The sequence below is a fragment of the Clostridium arbusti SL206 genome (genome assembly GCF_000246895.1).
GTDB lineage: Bacteria > Bacillota > Clostridia > Clostridiales > Clostridiaceae > Clostridium_I > Clostridium_I arbusti.
On record NZ_BAEV01000091.1, the window covers coordinates 1 to 16,591 of the forward strand.

Annotated in this window: 18 protein-coding genes and 1 pseudogene; 1 reads left to right on the forward strand and 18 read right to left on the reverse strand. The window is 31.2% G+C overall.

Annotation, left to right across the window (positions count from 1 at the left end):
- Positions 1-41 precede the first annotated feature (41 nt).
- From csrA to RH99_RS14365, 18 genes and pseudogenes are all read right to left on the reverse strand, one after another.
- A complete protein-coding gene (csrA, locus tag RH99_RS14280) occupies positions 42-257 on the reverse strand; it encodes a carbon storage regulator CsrA (RefSeq protein WP_010239573.1) in 216 nt (71 codons plus the stop codon).
- Positions 258-261: 4 nt separating this feature from the next.
- Positions 262-687, reverse strand: coding sequence for a flagellar assembly protein FliW (gene fliW, locus RH99_RS14285; RefSeq protein WP_010239576.1), 426 nt, complete (start codon positions 685-687; stop codon positions 262-264).
- Positions 688-754: 67 nt separating this feature from the next.
- On the reverse strand, positions 755-1,747 hold the full coding sequence (flgL, locus tag RH99_RS14290) for a flagellar hook-associated protein FlgL (protein WP_010239579.1): 993 nt from the start codon (positions 1,745-1,747) through the stop codon (positions 755-757).
- A gap of 30 nt (positions 1,748-1,777) precedes the next feature.
- Positions 1,778-3,610: a flagellar hook-associated protein FlgK gene (gene flgK / locus RH99_RS14295; RefSeq protein WP_010239580.1), complete on the reverse strand. Its 1,833-nt coding sequence runs from the start codon at positions 3,608-3,610 to the stop codon at positions 1,778-1,780.
- Between the two features lie 13 nt (positions 3,611-3,623).
- Positions 3,624-4,034: a flagellar protein FlgN gene (locus tag RH99_RS14300; protein WP_010239583.1), complete on the reverse strand. Its 411-nt coding sequence runs from the start codon at positions 4,032-4,034 to the stop codon at positions 3,624-3,626.
- 1 nt (position 4,035) lies between these two features.
- Entirely contained in the window at positions 4,036-4,329 is a 294-nt protein-coding gene (flgM, locus tag RH99_RS14305; protein ID WP_010239586.1) for a flagellar biosynthesis anti-sigma factor FlgM, read from the reverse strand.
- Positions 4,330-4,525: 196 nt separating this feature from the next.
- Positions 4,526-5,695, reverse strand: a complete 1,170-nt coding sequence (fliY, locus tag RH99_RS14310; RefSeq protein WP_010239589.1) for a flagellar motor switch phosphatase FliY — start codon at positions 5,693-5,695, stop codon at positions 4,526-4,528.
- Positions 5,688-6,683 carry a flagellar motor switch protein FliM gene (fliM, locus tag RH99_RS14315; RefSeq protein WP_010239592.1) on the reverse strand — a complete coding sequence of 332 codons (996 nt, stop codon included), beginning with the start codon at positions 6,681-6,683 and terminating at the stop codon, positions 5,688-5,690. The genes fliY and fliM overlap by 8 nt, the downstream gene beginning before the upstream one ends.
- Before the next feature lie 68 nt (positions 6,684-6,751).
- Entirely contained in the window at positions 6,752-7,153 is a 402-nt protein-coding gene (locus RH99_RS14320) for a chemotaxis protein CheW (protein WP_010239596.1), read from the reverse strand.
- Positions 7,154-7,317: 164 nt separating this feature from the next.
- Entirely contained in the window at positions 7,318-7,677 is a 360-nt protein-coding gene (locus tag RH99_RS14325; protein ID WP_010239609.1) for a response regulator, read from the reverse strand.
- Positions 7,678-7,693: 16 nt separating this feature from the next.
- A complete protein-coding gene (locus RH99_RS14330; protein ID WP_010239612.1) occupies positions 7,694-8,296 on the reverse strand; it encodes a chemotaxis protein CheC in 603 nt (200 codons plus the stop codon).
- An 11-nt stretch (positions 8,297-8,307) separates the two neighbouring features.
- Positions 8,308-10,416, reverse strand: coding sequence for a chemotaxis protein CheA (locus RH99_RS14335; protein WP_010239614.1), 2,109 nt, complete (start codon positions 10,414-10,416; stop codon positions 8,308-8,310).
- A 14-nt stretch (positions 10,417-10,430) separates the two neighbouring features.
- On the reverse strand, positions 10,431-11,198 hold the full coding sequence (locus tag RH99_RS14340) for a CheR family methyltransferase (protein ID WP_010239617.1): 768 nt from the start codon (positions 11,196-11,198) through the stop codon (positions 10,431-10,433).
- Positions 11,199-11,201: 3 nt separating this feature from the next.
- Positions 11,202-12,269: a protein-glutamate methylesterase/protein-glutamine glutaminase gene (locus RH99_RS14345; protein ID WP_010239619.1), complete on the reverse strand. Its 1,068-nt coding sequence runs from the start codon at positions 12,267-12,269 to the stop codon at positions 11,202-11,204.
- 22 nt (positions 12,270-12,291) lie between these two features.
- Positions 12,292-12,784 (reverse strand): annotated as a pseudogene (locus RH99_RS14350) (chemotaxis protein CheD).
- A gap of 20 nt (positions 12,785-12,804) precedes the next feature.
- Entirely contained in the window at positions 12,805-13,251 is a 447-nt protein-coding gene (locus RH99_RS14355) for a chemotaxis protein CheW (protein WP_010239624.1), read from the reverse strand.
- A 12-nt stretch (positions 13,252-13,263) separates the two neighbouring features.
- A complete protein-coding gene (locus tag RH99_RS14360; protein WP_010239626.1) occupies positions 13,264-14,787 on the reverse strand; it encodes a flagellar assembly protein A in 1,524 nt (507 codons plus the stop codon).
- A 139-nt stretch (positions 14,788-14,926) separates the two neighbouring features.
- Positions 14,927-15,766 (reverse strand): PRD domain-containing protein, encoded by an 840-nt coding sequence (locus RH99_RS14365; RefSeq protein WP_010239628.1) that lies wholly within the window; start codon positions 15,764-15,766, stop codon positions 14,927-14,929.
- Between the two features lie 574 nt (positions 15,767-16,340).
- On the opposite strand from RH99_RS14365, the gene RH99_RS14370 reads away from it, so the two are divergent.
- Positions 16,341-16,591, forward strand: a 251-nt coding sequence (locus tag RH99_RS14370; protein ID WP_010239630.1) for a lactate/malate family dehydrogenase, incomplete at its 3' end; no start/stop codon positions are given.

Consider the following 16,591-nt stretch of genomic DNA (forward strand, 5'->3'; position numbering starts at 1 on the left):
AAGAACTTGCTTCAATTTACTATTTCTTATCTGCACCTAAACTATTTTTTAATATTCTTTAAAATCGATTTTTCAAAAACTACCGCATTTTTATTTTCTTCCTCTACTTCCTTGTAGAGTTCACCACGAAGAATTACTACTTCCTTTGGTGCATCTATAGCAATTTTTACTGAGCCATCATCTATTTTTACTATTTTAACTTCTATATTGTCTCCTATGAGTATGGATTCACCTTTTTTTCTTGTAATTACGAGCATAAACTCACTCCTTAAACAGGGGATATTTTATTTCATATTTTTCATCATTTAGTATTATTTGTTCCCCTAATCTGTCTTTTATATTTATTACTATGGGAGCTTTTAAATTAGAAGTTATTTTTGTTACCTCTGAACTCAAAGTTACTGTATTAAAAATCAAAACATCCTTCTGTTCTTTTATATTTAAATCCTTTAGCACAGTATCGTTTAGTTCTATTTTATAGTCTTTTTTTATATTAAAAGGTGATACAACTATGAAACCTATACTATTATCTTCTACAGAATGCAGTACACTGAAGAAGTCATTTTCTTCTACAGGGAAAAGTAGAAATTTTTTTAAATCCAGAAAACCTGGCATTCCCTTTTTAAAGTGTATCATTTCATCTTCACTATATTCAATTGTTCCATGATATTTTGTTTTAAGCTCCATAAATTTCACCCTTCACTTTGTTAAGTTGATAGTTGAGAGTTGAAAGTTATTTAACTCTCCAATGTTTTTATAAGTAATCCAAAAGCGTTGGTTGTATAACCCTTGCACTGGTTTGAAGTGATGCCAAATATACCGTTTGAGCAGTGGCGTATTCCATAGTCTTTTGAGTTATATCTATATCTTCTGTTTTTGACAATATTGTAGTAAGATTCTGTGTTTGAGTTGTATTATTATCCAGTGCATCTTTCATTCTGTTTTCCTTTGCTCCTACTTCTGAACGAAGTTTAAGTACATTTTTAGCCGCATCTTGTATACCTTGTAAATCATCTGTTGTCAATAGATTAGTTGCATTTTTATCTGTGTCAGTACCATCTGCCTTATTTCCATCCAAGTGATTTACAATGGACTGAAACAAATCTCTTAAATCTGTAGGACTATTAGCAGTAGAATCACCACTCTTATACTTTAATACATCTGTAGCTGATACGCTGTAATCCATGGTAACTCCCTGAGATATTTCTGTAGATAAACTTTTTCCTATCATGTTAAGTTCTTTTGCACTCTGAGTTGTATCATCAGATACATTGTAATCCAATTTTGTATTTCCATTTACATCTGTAGTAGTAAGTGGCTTTGTAGTTCCCCTCGTACCACCAAACAAATACTTACCATCAAAATTAGTATTTAATGTTTGAGAAAGTCCACTTATCACCTGATTTATTTCGTCTTTTACAGATTGTCTTTCCTGATCACTAAAACCAGCATTTCCGGTAGAAACTAAAAGTTCATTTATTCGAGTTAAAGCATTTCCAACTTGTCCCAAAGTTGTATCTGTAGTACTTAGGTAATTAGACGCATCTTTTATATTGCTACTATACTGAGTATTTGCATCAAGTTGGCTATTAAGCTGCATGGATCTTGCCGCTATAAAAGGATTGTCTGAAGCTTTGCTTATTACCTTTCCAGAAGTCATTTGCTGCTGTATTTTTTGCATGTTTTGAAGATTGTTTTGCATATCTGATAAAAAATTATTAGTCAACATATTGTTTGTTATTCTCATGTTTTCACCTCTTATATTTCAATATGAAAATCACTTCATTAATCCATTTATAACTACATCCAAAAGCTGATCCACCGTAGATATAACCTTTGCATTTGCCTGGTAGGCATGTTGATATTGAATCAAATTTGCCATTTCTTCATCAATGGATACTCCAGAAACAGAAGCTCTTGACTGCTGAAAGCTTTGAAGCAGTGTAGTTTGATTTTTAACTACCCTCTGTGCTTCCTGTTCCTGTATACCTAATTTATCTACACTATTCTTAAAATAATTTTCCATAGTCATTCCACTAGAACTATTCTGTACTGTTTTAACTCCATTGTCGTCTTCGGAAAAATTAGTTATAAAGTTACTTCTTGAAGTGGCTGAATTAATATTCTGTATTGTAGTAAGACTATTTCTAAGCTGGCCAATAGCAAGAGCTCTATTTCCATCTGTATCTCCATCTACACTTGTATCACCAGTAGTACTAACTTTAATTTTCATTACATCATCTATTATTTCCTTGTTTACACTTATGTTGCCTGCAGTTATATTAGATTCACTGCTAAGAACCTTACTCAAATTGTCTGTTGATAGATTAGAGTTTCCATTGCCGTCCTTAGAATACAAAGGAGACGCTACATCTGAGTTTACGAAGAGAGGCATATCATCAAAAGATGCATTTGCAGTTCCACTGTGCACTGAGTTAACTGTGAAAGCTAATGCCTTTGCCATACTATTTAACTGATCTACATAAGTATCAATATCCTCTTGTACAGACATGGCACCTTTAATGTTACCACTATCTGGTGTAAACAGTTTAAGCTGTGAGAAGTTCACTGAGCTGCCATTGGCAATTTCACTTTCATTGCCAGAAGCATCAACACTTATTGCTGTTCCATCACTATTAGCCCATAAGACTCTGTTTTCATCCAATTGTTTTGCCTGATTTGTAGTCATTGAAATATTTATTGTGACTCCATTGGTCTCATTTGTCATATCTCCATTCTTGTAATAAGTAACTTCATATGTTGAAACCTGATTTCCATTAGAATCTACAGTAGATGCATCATCAGTTTGTTTTATATCACTTACATAAGAAAACCTTTTTACATTTGTATTATCCTGAGATCTAACAAGTGTTCCATCAAAATCCTTCAAATTTGCAGGCTTTAAATCTATTCCATCATAATTTTCCTTGTCAACACTAATATTAAAATTTGAACTTAACTGATCAAGCAAAAGATCTCTTTTATCCATAAGGTCATTTGGTTCATTTCCTGAAACTTTAACTCTCATTATCTGCTGATTAAGAGAATCTATTTGGTCGAACATGCTGTTGACCTGAATAACCTGCTGATTTAAATAGGACTGTGAATCAGATTTTAAACTTTGCAATTGATTATAAGTATGATTCAGTTCATCTGCAAGCGCTGTGGATTGCTGAGTAACTACAGTTCTTGCATCGGATCCTTGAGGCTGCTTTGCAAGCTCCTGCCAGGAATCAAAAAACTCACCCATTAAACTTGATAGTCCCGTATCCGAAAGTCCATTAAATATACTCTCTACCTGAGTTAAATAACTATCTCTTGTTTCATTGGTTCCCTTAGTACTTGTTTCATTTCTAATCTGATAATCCAAGAAATCATCTCTTACCCTCTGTATAGCTGATACTGTAGCTCCAGTACCTACTTGACCAGCACTAATTGCATTATTCACTGATGGCATATCATAGGGTCTATTGGATTCTATAATTGCTCTTTGTCTTGTATATCCTTCTGTGTTTGCGTTTGCTATATTATGTGATGTAACATCAATAGCCTTTTGTTGTGCGGACAAGCCACTGACTCCAATATTTAATGTTGAAAATAATCCTGCCATTACTACACCTCACTTATCTACCCATTCTTCCAAGAGAATTATAGGTCTTGTTATTTTTATTGGGACTGAATATATTTAATACTCTATTAGTAAACACCAGGCCTTGTCTAAACAAAAGTTCATTGCTTTCCTTTTGAACTTTTATTTCCTGCAAAAGTTTTTTTATATTTCTATAATTATCTTCTAATTCATCATCTTTGAGTACTCTTATAACCTCATTCATGGAGTTTTCACCAGTAATCTTTCTTCTATCCACCTCTAGTTTTGCAATAGACATATTATTGGCTTCTATTCTTTTCACCACATTTTCCAGTTGAAAAATATCATTTTTTAAAAATAGTTCATGCTGATCCTCCATGGATTTAAGCAGTTCTTTTAACTCATTGTATTCCTTTACCATTATATCTTTAAGCTGATTCTCCATATTAAACACCTTTTCCATTTATGTGATCTAAAAGCTTTTGTGCTACCAATTTAGAATCTCTATTATAGGTTCCATTTTGTACTTGTTTTTTTATTTCTTCAAGCTTTGCTTTTGAAGTACCAAAGTTGTCATCAGCAGAGTATGCACTGAGACTTTTACCAAGCTTTGATATTTCCAGTGAGTCTTTAGTTGATTTTTCTGGAGTTTTATTTTCAGAAGTATTTTTACTTGTATTATTGTTGTTATTCTTATACATCTGTAAAACCTTATCTAAGCCCACTCCATTTATTTTCATATTAATACACTCCCCACGTTAGGTATCTTATAATAAATACCTTTCTGTTCTATTACTATTATTATCGTTATTTTATCATGAAAGTTTAGCTTTACCTATATAAAATAATTAGACCTTTGTCAACAATTTTTTCATGTGTAAAAAAATATACATTTGCAAAAAAACTTTTACAAATGTATATTTTAGTAAAAAGACTCTATCTCCCTAAACTTCTAATCCTATCCGTATTACTTACAATGCCTGTTATTCTAACTCCGAAGTTTTCATCTACTACTACAACTTCTCCGTAAGCTATTTTCTTGCCATTAACTAGTATTTCTACTGGTTCTTCTGCAAGCTTATCAAGCTCTATAAGGGAACCTGTACCTAAATTCAAAATTTCCTTTATATTCTTTTTAGTTCTTCCAAGAACTACGGAAATGTCTAGTGGTACATCCAATATTAAATCTATATTCTTAGCTTCAGCGTATATAGATTTATCTTGAAGTGGCTGAAAGTTTGCCTTTTGTACTTCTACTTTAGGCTGCTTTTCTTCAATTGTTTTTTCTTCAATTCTATTATGAATTGGTTCATAGCTTTCATTATTTGTAGCTTGAGCTTGAACTACAGACTCTTTTACGGGCTCTTTTCTTAGTTCTTCTCTTTGAGTAGTAGCAGCTGCTTCTTTAGGTTCTTCACTGCCACTATCACCTGATTGAACTCCCATCATAATAGAACTAAGTTTTTTAGCTGTATCAATGGGAAGTATCTGCATAATATTACTATCTACTAAGTCCCCTATAGTTATCTTAAAGGCAACTTCAATTATGGTTTCATCATCAGTTATACCAGCAGATAATCTCTGAGTGTCACTATTTATTATCTCAGAGGTTGGTGGAGAAATGTTTACTTCCCGAAGAAGCATAGTAGCCATGGCCGTTGCCGCAGAACCTATCATTTGATTCATAGCCTCAGAAACCGCACTGAGCTCAATTTCAGACAGTTCCTTGGAATCAACGTGGCCATCTCCTCCCATCATTAAATTTGCTATAACTCCCGCATCAGTAACTTTCATTATAAGAAGATTTTCTCCTACTATACCACTAGTATACTGAACATCTAAAGCAATGTTTGGAACTTGGAACTGATTTCTTAGTTCTTTTAATGTGGTTATAGTAACTACAGGTGTGGTTATATTTACCTGCTGGTTTATTATAGTAGACAGCGCTGTTGATGCTGATCCCATAGATATATTTCCAATTTCACCAAGCATATCTTTTTCTATATCTGAAAGGACACTCTTCTTTGGTTCTTCATATTTAGGAATATTTGATCCACCATTCAAAAGAGAATCTATTTCCTCCTGTGAAAGAAATCCATCACTCATAATTTTCCACATCCTTATCTATAATATCTAAAATTTGAACTCCCATATTTTTTCCTATAACTCCTGGTTTTCCAATGTAGTGTACATTTTCATCTATGAGCACAGAAACAGGATCACTGCATTTACTATCTAAAGTAATTACATCTCCCACAGAAAGTTTCAAAAATTCATCAACAGTAACACTGGTAGTTCCTAAAGTTACAACTAGGGGAACATCTACAATATTTAATCTGTCTTTTAATTTTTCCCTAGATTGACTAACTACACTCTCATCATTTTCCTGATACCAATATTGAACTACCAATTTATCTAATACCTTTTCTATACTTAGATAAGGTATGCATATATTAATAAAGGTACTGTTATCTTCCATTTCCACAGAAAAGGTTATAAGTGCTACTGGCTCATGTGGAGCCAAAGTTTGATTTAAAGCGGGATTAGTTTCTAGAGACTCTATCTCTGGCTTAACCTCTACTACATCTCCCCAGGCAAGTTTTAGATTGGATATTAATTCCTGATTAATTTTCATAATTATATTTTTATCAATATCCGTGAACTCTCTGGATTTATATTTACCTAAACCATTTCCTCCAAGGAGAATGTCTATTACTTGATATACAAATTGAGGATTTGTTTCAAACAATATAGAACCACTTAGTGGAGGCATTTTAAAAATTGTAAGAATAGTTGGGTTTGGTATAGAATGAATAAATTCTTCATAAGTTATCTGCTCAACTGATTCTATTTTTACCTTCACATTAGTTCTTACCTGAGCTGTAAGATAATTAGAGATTATTCTAGCATAATTATCATGTATGAGCTCAAGTGTTCTTATATGATCTTTAGAAAACTTTTGAGGACTTCTAAAATCATAAAGTTTAACCTTTTGTTTTTCTTCTTCCTTTGGAATTTCCTCTGGAGTCAGTTCACCAGAGGACAGGGCAGATAAAAGAGCATCTATTTCATTTTGAGATAAAACGTCTGCCATTTTTTCCCCTCATTTCTCTATGTTAGTTTTCTATCGCATCTTTTACTTACTATTTATTTTCATATGCCTTATTTAGTAATTAATTTATCAATATCAATAAAAGTCACTATTCTATCCTTAAAATTTATAATTCCTTTTATGTATGCCTTTTTTGTATCTTCCTCAATATTTTCTATTAAGGCTTCATCTATTTCCAAAACTTCATCTACTTGGTCCACAGAGACACCTATAAGTTCGTCTTCTAGTTTTAATATTATTACACTTTGCTGTACATTTTCACTTTTGTCTACGTCTAAAAGTAAATTTATATCTAAAAGTGATATAACAGTTCCCCTTAAATTAATTAATCCCTTTACATATTCAGGGGCCCTTGGAACTTTTGTTACTGTTACAGCTTCGCTTATAGTTTGAACCTTTGAAGTTTCCACCGCAAATTGCTCATCCCTCAACTTAAAAATAACTACCTGCATACTTTTCACCTCCAGCTAAGGCACATTCAAATAAATAACTAGTCAGTATACTAGTCTATTTTCATATGCCTAAGTCAATTTAAAAAATAATAAGCCAAAAGCTCTCTTTTGGTTGACTTATTATTTCTAATATCAAATATTTAATAAAATCAATAAACTGACTCCTAGCTTATAGCTTTTCTAATGGCTTCAAGTACTCTGTCTGACTGAAAAGGCTTAACAATAAAGTCTTTTGCTCCTGCCTTTATAGCATCCATTACCATAGTCTGCTGTCCCATAGCACTACACATTATCACCCTTGCAGTAGGATCAAATTCTTTTATTTCCTTTACAGCTTCAATACCATCCATATCTGGCATTGTTATATCCATAGTAACTACATCTGGTCTTTCTTTTTTGTACATTTCTACAGCTTTTGCTCCATTACTAGCTTCTCCTATTACTTCAAATCCATTTTTCTCTAGTATATCCTTTATCATCATTCTCATAAAAGCAGCGTCATCAACAATTAATACTTTTGCCATTTTATACAACCTCCAATTAGTTTACTCCTAATGTTTTTAATATTTTTTCCAATGAGCCAGGCATGGGTATATAATAAAAATGCCCGCTAATTGTATTTGTCTTGTCTTGTAAAAACTCTGTTTCAAAATCCAGTACATTATCATCCATCTGTCCAGATTCAATAAAGCCAGTAGAAAGAATAGCAGCTACCATATCGTAACTTACAGCTGGCACCGACGGAGTTATAGTAAGATTTGTAAACTTACTTATAGCATTCATATATGAAGCAGATATAATATTTCCTATCTCCGCCAATACTGAAACTCCCATTTCACTAAGTTCATCTTCCTCAGTACCAGTTAAACTTTTAATAATATCAAAAGCTACATCTTTTTCAAATATAAATAGAATATTTCCCGGTGTGTCTCCAAGAACCCTTACAATAACCCCTATGGCTATTTCCTCTGCATCAAGTTTTGTAAATACTGAATCCAGAGGAATTATATTTACTGAGGGAACAGTCATGTCAACCTTTCTATTAAGAAGCTGAGACAATGCCGTAGCAGCATTACCTGCGCCTATATTGCTTACTTCTCTAAAGGCATCCAGCTGCATAGGTGTAAGCTCAGAATAATTCATCTACTCACCTCCTATACAAAGGCAGCAACATCTAAAATCAGAGTCACAAAGCCATCTCCAAGTATTGTTGCTCCTATATATTCCTTAAGTTGTTTTAAAGTTTTACCTAGTGGTTTTATTACAATATCCTGCTGACCTTGAAGAGAGTCTACAATAAGTCCTGCACTTTTTTCTCCTACATTTACTATTACGATGTAAACTCTGTCTCCGTTTGTTTTAGGAAGACCTAATCTTTCATTAACTCTTATTATAGGAAGTACTTTTCCTCTATATATTATAATTTCTTTATTATTGGTTTTCTTTATATCTTCTTCTTTGTAGTCAATAACACTATCAATATAATTTAAAGAAATGGCTAAGTTTTCTTCTCCTACTTTTACTAAAAGTGCAGTTATAATCTGAAGTGTTAGTGGCAATTTTATAGTGAAAGTTGAACCTTTTCCCTCTTCGCTAGTTAGATTTACGGTTCCTCCAAGGGCAGAAATTTTTGTCTTAACCACATCCATTCCAACACCTCTGCCAGATATATCTGTTACCACTTCATTAGTGCTAAAACCTTGAGCAAAAATAAGGTTTTTAATATCATTTTCATTCATTCCTTCAGTGTTAATGCCTACTTTTTCTGCCTTTGCTCGAACTCTTTCAACATCTATACCAGCACCATCGTCTTTAACTTTTATTACCGCTTTAGTACCTTCTTGGTAGGCTATTAATCTTATTTTACCTATTGGATCTTTCCCCTCAGAAATTCTCTTTTCCTTTGGCTCAATTCCATGATCGGCTGAGTTTCTTATAAGATGAATTAGTGGTTCTCCAATTTCATCAATAACAGTTCTATCAAGTTCTGTATCCTGTCCTTCAATAATGAGTTCCATTTCCTTATTTAATTCTACAGATAAATCTCTCACCATTCTTGGAAATCTATTGAAAACAGTATCCAGAGGAAGCATCCTAATCTTCATTACAAGGTCTTGAAGGTCATTAGTAGTTCTTGCTACCTGCTCTATAGTTTCATTGAGTTCTGTAAGTTTATAGCTGCTGCTTATCTGTTCAAGTCTTGTCCTATTTATTACTAGTTCAGAAACCATATTAAGAAATTTATCTAGTCTCTCAAGATCTACTCTTACAGATTGATGAATTTTTTTATGCGGTTCTGCTGATTTCTTTTGTACATTTGGCGTATTAGTTTTAGGTTTTACTTCAACCTTCACAGATTTTACTTCATCTTTTTCAATTGATTTTTCCACTTTTTTAGTATTTTCTACTTTTTCTGCTTTATTATCAACTTTTATTTCACTATTATTATAATAATTTTTAATGGTATGAGAATCAAGAGTTATTATTTCAATTTTATCAATTTCAGATATATTTTTTAATAGTTTTTTAGTATCTTCTTTAGACTTTTCTGTTAAATATACCAATTCAATTTTAAAATCAAAATTTTCATTTTCTAAATCCTCTGTACCAGGCCTTGATTTAATTATTTCTCCAAACTCTTCAAGACCTTTAAATATAAGAAAAGCACGAGCAGATTTAAGTAAAGTTGTTTCACTAAGCATTATGTTAATTTCTAGTGCAGTATAATTTCTATCTAGAGCCTGCTTTATAACGTTTATATCGTACTCATTTAATTCAATTTTAGTACTATTTTCTTCATTTTTCGACTCTTGTCCTTCTTCACCTTTAACCGTCTCTACTTGTTCAGTTTCTTTAGCTGATATTGTTTCAGAGGCATCCTTTGCATTTTTAGATATGGATTCAAGTTTCTCCATAAGCTCATCTACAGGCATCTCTTCCTCTTCACCACTTGATATATTGTCCACCATTTGCTCTAAAGTATCAAGACATTTAAATAATACTGTAACTACCTGTTTAGTAACTTTAAGCTCACCATTTCTAAATTCTGAAAGTACATCTTCCATCTTGTGCGTAAGCTCTGCCATTCTATTAAAACCCATAGTAGCTGCCATACCCTTTATTGTATGTGCAACTCTAAATATTTCATTTAATTTGTCTACATTATCTGGTTCTTGTTCTAGCTGTAGCAATGCTTCATTTAGTGTTTGTAAATTGTCCATTGATTCTTCTAAAAACATTGACAAATATTGTGAAGTATCCATTACATTCTTCCCCCTTACAGCTTTCTATAAATAAAGGTAGAAGCTTTTTCAAAACCATAATCTCTATAATTATATATGCTTTCTGTTGCTCCTACAAATAATAGTCCATCTTTTTTTAATGAAGCACTAAATTTTTGATAAATTTTATCTTTAATATCTTGATTGAAGTATATTACTACATTTCTACATACAATCAAATCAAAATTCTTTTCATAGTTATCTAATATTAAATCATGCTTCTTAAATGTTACCATGTTCTTAATACTTGTGTCTATAACATATTGGTATCCCTTAAGCTTAAAATATTTATCCTTATAAAACTTTTCTACATTCTTAATATCAGTTAGAGTGTACTCCCCTTTCTTAGCTCTTTCTAGAATAGTGGAATCAATATCTGTAGCCAAAATGGACTGCCTGCCGCCATTTTTTAAATTGTCAAAAATTATAGCTAGGGAATAAGGTTCTGCTCCAATAGAACAGGCAGCACTCCATACTTTCAAATTTTTGTTCTTTTCCCTTGAATATTTCTCAATTTCTCTTTCAAGCTCTTTAAACAGTTCTGGATTTCTAAAAAACTCTGTTACATTTATGGTAATGAAATCTAAAAACTTTTGCCTTTGAGCATAATCACTTTTTAAAAGCTTTATATATTCCTCAACACTTTCTACTCCAACTCTTGACATTAGACTTAGGATTCGTCTATGAAGTTGATTTGACTTATATGCAAATAAATTTATTCCAAAATATTTAAGGACCCAATCTTTAAATTGCTCTAAATCCATTGTCTACCTCCTGATCCCTTTAACTATTTTTATAATTTCCTGTGCAATGTTATCAAGTGGTATTACAAAATCCACAGCACCAGTTTCATAGGCCATTTTTGGCATACCATAGATAATGCAGGTGGATTCATCTTCTGATATAGTTATTCCACCCTTTTCTTTTATTGTTTTAGTGCCTTCAGCACCATCTTTTCCCATACCAGTTAATACAACACTAACTATTCTGGCTTTAAAAACTTCAGAAGCAGATTTAAATAGTTTATCTACAGCAGGTCTTACTCCCCATATAGCCGGCTCTTTACTTAGATGGATTTTTCCATCATTTTTCAATTCCATGTGAAAGCCTCCAGGTGCTACATAGGCTACATTTTTTTCATATATCTGGCCCTCTTGTGCTTCCACAACTTTTATTTGACTATTAGAATCAAGTCTTTCTGCAAAGGCTTTTGTAAAACCTACGGGCATGTGCTGTACCACAAATATAGGAACACCTATATCCTTTGGGAATTTTGTAATAACACTATATATTGCTTTAGGACCCCCAGTAGATGCTCCTATAACTATAGCTTCAATACTTCCAAAAGAGGCCTTGTTAATCCTATCTTTGTAATTTTCTTTATTTGAATCCGCTGTCAAATTTCTTATCCCGCAGCTTCCATCCATAGAACACTTATGAAAAGCTGCTCTCACCTTTGAAACTAATTCATCCTGCACCTTATTAATATCAACAGATATAACTCCGGAAGGTTTAGTAATAAAGTCAAATGCACCTAGATGAAGACATTCCATAGTAATGGTTGTACTTTCTTTTGTTAAACCGCTTAGCATAATAACAGGCATATTTATATTATCTTTCTTTAATTCTTTTAAAGTATCAATACCATTCATAATAGGCATTTCTACATCAAGAGTAATAATATCTAGTTCTAACTTTTTAGCCTTTTCCAATGCATCCTGTCCATTTCTAGCTGTAGCGATAACCTCCATATCTGATTTTTCATTTAACATATCAGATATAACCCTTCTCATTAATGCTGAATCATCAACTACTAAAACTCTTATGCTTTTCAAATAATATCACTCCATTTGAAATTTAAATTTCTTTTGTACCAAGTCCTACAGTCCTTATTTTTACAATAAAACCCGCGGCATCAAGAATCATAGTTCTGCCTTTATTACCACCTACATCTTCACTTAATATAGGTATTCTAAGCTCTTTTAGCATCTTTTTAACTGCTGCACTATTTCTTTTGCCGATGTCCATATTCATACTTTTATCACTAAAATTAAACATGGAGGCTCCACCAGCAATCTTGGCCTTAATGCTTCTTATACTTGAACCCTTCTTTACCATTTTTTCTATCAAAATTGGTATGGCAAGATCTGCAAACTTTTTTTTCATTGCTGACATTATTAAATTGAGTACTATCAGGCAGCATTATATGAGCTAGTCCACCTATTTTCTTATATTGATCGTATAGTGCTATTCCAACGCAAGAACCAAGTCCAACAGTTATTATCCTGTCTGGTGGACACACTAAATTCAAATCAGCTATTCCTACCCTTATTTCTTTTACATTATCCATATCCTCACCTTATCTATCCTCTATATTAATATCTTTTCCTCTTCAGTTAGGATACTAGCAAGCTTTAAGAAGATAATTATCTTTCCATCTATCTTTATTAAATCCTTAATATATCTTTTTGAAATTCCGCCAACTACCTCTGGAGGTTCTTCCATATCTTTAGTGTTTATATCTTTTACTTCTGAAACCACATCTACAATAACGCCAAATTTACTTTCCCTCTGTTTTGAAACTATTATTTTTGACTCTGAATTTATACCTCTTTCTGGAAGATTAAATCTTTTAGAAAGAGAAATTACAGGAAGAATTTTGCCTTCATAATTTATTACCCCATCTACAAATTCAGGTGAGTCAGGCAATTTGGTTGTTTCTTCATATCCTAGTATTCTTTCTACTTCCATAATATCTGCTGCATAATATTCATCATTTATACTAAAAACCAATATTTTTAGTTCATTATCCTCCATAATTATAGCCTCCTACAACAATAATTTATCCACTATCAGTTCTCTATTAGAATCTAAATAAGCATGTACTTCTCTACTAGATACCTCTAGTATATGCTCCCTGTTTCCTATAGAAAATATAGTATTTTCATAAGCCTTACTTGCATATATGTGTCCATTCTCTTCCACTGAAATTTTTGTGGATACACCACTTAAACTGCCTACAATACCACATCTGATTTCTTTTTCAGCCTTAATAATTCCACCTCTTGCAATACTGTAGAGATTCTCAAAAATTATATAATCTTTAGCTATAAGTTTTGATACATATGCTCCCTTACCAGTAATTGTTATATTACCAGAACTTTCAATTGTTGAATCCTGACAATAAGAAAATTTAATATTTGTTTGTACTATATGAAGTTTTTCATTTTCCTTTATATTATCATCTATAGCATAAATAATTTCAAATAACTCTTTAGGATGTTCTATTTTTAATGGTGCTAATTTAAATAGTTTCTCCCTAAACAAACTTAGCATATGCTCATTGTTATTTGTAATTTCACTGCACAGTATAGGTATAATTTTAAATCTCTTTTCCATTAGTAATTTTAATATTTCTCCATAGGAAACATTATTGTGGAGTGTATTATGCCTTTGTAACTGTTTTGAAACATTAATAAGCTTTAAGATATTTTCCTTTAATCTCATCAATATATGTAAATCTTTAATCTTTACTGTATCCTCTCCTCCAGATACAATATTGGAAGAAATTACATTTTCCTTTACAGTGACATCATCTTTTGCAATGATTTTTGATTTTTCTACGTTTTTTCCTATTTCAATACTGTTGCCTGATTCTACCACCATATCTTCTCTAACAGTTCCATTTATTACCACAGCCCCATCAAACTTTATATTTCCAGTTTTTATATCTACATCTGAATTTATTGTATATAGTTTGTGCACACAAAATATATTTTGTGAAAAGCTTGGTTTTCCATCCTCTAATGCAATAATTGTATCTTCATCTATAATAGAGCATCCTTTTCCAGCTTTAAGATTAATCTTCTTTCCAAGCTTGTGCTTTATACTTCTTCCATAAACATCTATTCCATCAAAGCCTTCTATTCCCCTATGCTTTATTGCTAATACTTCTCCAGCTTTAACACATTGAACAGAACCTATACTTTTAAAGTTTATCCTTCCATTATTATCTTCAATGAATTTCTTAAGATTACTAGTTTTAAACTTAATTTCCAAAAAATCCTCAGTAGTGTCTATCGGTGCTTTTCCCTTTGCAACTAATAAGTGTTCTACTCCCTTTATATTAGTACACTGAATTAAAGCATCTTCTATAATACCATAAACTATATTATTATTTTTTAATTGCTTCCTAATTTGTTCTGGCATATAAACAGGTAAAGAACTAGGTGTATACCCATTCTGAATATTCGAAGTAAGCTCTGGTATGTACTTTATGTTTATATATACTTCCATATTATTAGAACTGGTTAAAATTTGTAGTTTTCTTAAAGAATTCCCCTCTTCCTTCATTATAAACACTCCACTTTAATTACGCTTTAATTATTATATCGTAAAAATATAATTAAACTTTATGAAAAGCTAAAGTTAAGTTAAAAATAAAAAAATCCGCATAATAAAATATAAAGTATATTTTATTATTGCGGATTTTTTATTCATTTTCCATATCAGAAAGTCTTTTTAGATGAATTGCTAGATATCCTATTTCATCTTCAGGAACTTTTACAGAAAATAAAGCTTCTATTCTCAGTGCAATCTTTATAGCAATAGAATATTCACTCTGAAATTTATCTTTTATAGTATCTAACAGTAAATTTTTTATAGTTTTTCCCTTTAGGATTCTTTCTAACATAAAATTTGTATGAGTTAGAGTTCTCGCATACTCTAGAGAATTTGTTTCTATAGATCTTCCTATTAATTTTGAAATAAGATTCATAATATCTTTAATTTTATTTGTATATTCTAAATGAATACCAATTCCATCTTCTGTAATAGCAGCCCTAATATGAAGACATATAAATCCAGTTTCATCTTCAGGAATATTAGTATTAAAAGTATCATTAATCATTTTTAAAGCTTTTGATGCAATAGAATATTCTTCAGGATACAAAACTTTTAATTCATTTAAAAAAGGATTTTCTATCTTAATTTCTTTTTCCATACGCTTTAAGCAAAAATTTATATGATCGGGTAGAGAAACATGTATTTGTTTATTTAGTTTTAATCCAAGGTCTTTTTCAGACATAGATATTATCTCTTCTGAAATACCTATGATTTTATTATCAATAGTTTCCAGCACTGTATTATAATTATTATCTATTTCTGTATTTTCTCTTATAAATACTGTTTCAATTCTATTTGATGGTATACTGCTGCCTTTATGAAAATCGAACCCAATACCTTTTCCAATAAGTATGTAATCATTATTTTCTTTTTCCGCTATTACTACATTGTTATTTAATACTTTTTTTATTATTGCATCATCAACCATAATACCCTCCGCATAATTTAAAAACATATTGCACAAAATTATTAAGGCATGTGAAAATAAATAACAAGTCAAAGATGCGACGTATATTTTGAATTATACAAGGAAACAGGTCCTGATGATAGTGGTGCTATCTAAAGATTCTGCTGACGCAGTAGAATTCAAAATAGGCTAGCATACTGACTAGTTATTTATTTGAATGTGCCTTATATTGTATTAATCTTATTATTTACATAATTATAGTATATTGTTTTAAAATACTATGTCAACAATAATGTATATTCTGTAATAAATTATATTCACTATAAAATAGACTAGCATACTGACTAGTTATTTATTTGAATATGCCTTAGTTATTATTAATTAAATATATCATTCTATTTACAACTTATATAAATATAATTAGTTTTAAAATTAATTACATTATATAACAATAAAGTAATTGATAATTATTATTTGTTAATATATAATATAGATAAATAATAAAGTTTATTTAAGCTATCCTATTAAATTCATATAAGTAATTATAATTATACTATATAATGAAAATTTTTTTACCTTTAAGGAGGTCTTATTTATGAAAACAACAACTAAGATATCAATAATAGGTGCAGGTTTTGTTGGATCTACTACTGCTTTTGCCATTATGGATGAAGGTCTTGCTTCGGAAATTGTAATAGTAGATATAAACAAAGATAAAGCTGAAGGTGAGGCAATGGATTTATCTCACGGTGCATCTTTTGTAAAGCCCACAGTAATTAAAGCTGGAGAGTATAAAGATACAAGCAATTCTGATATTGTTATAATTACAGCTGGTATACTACGTGT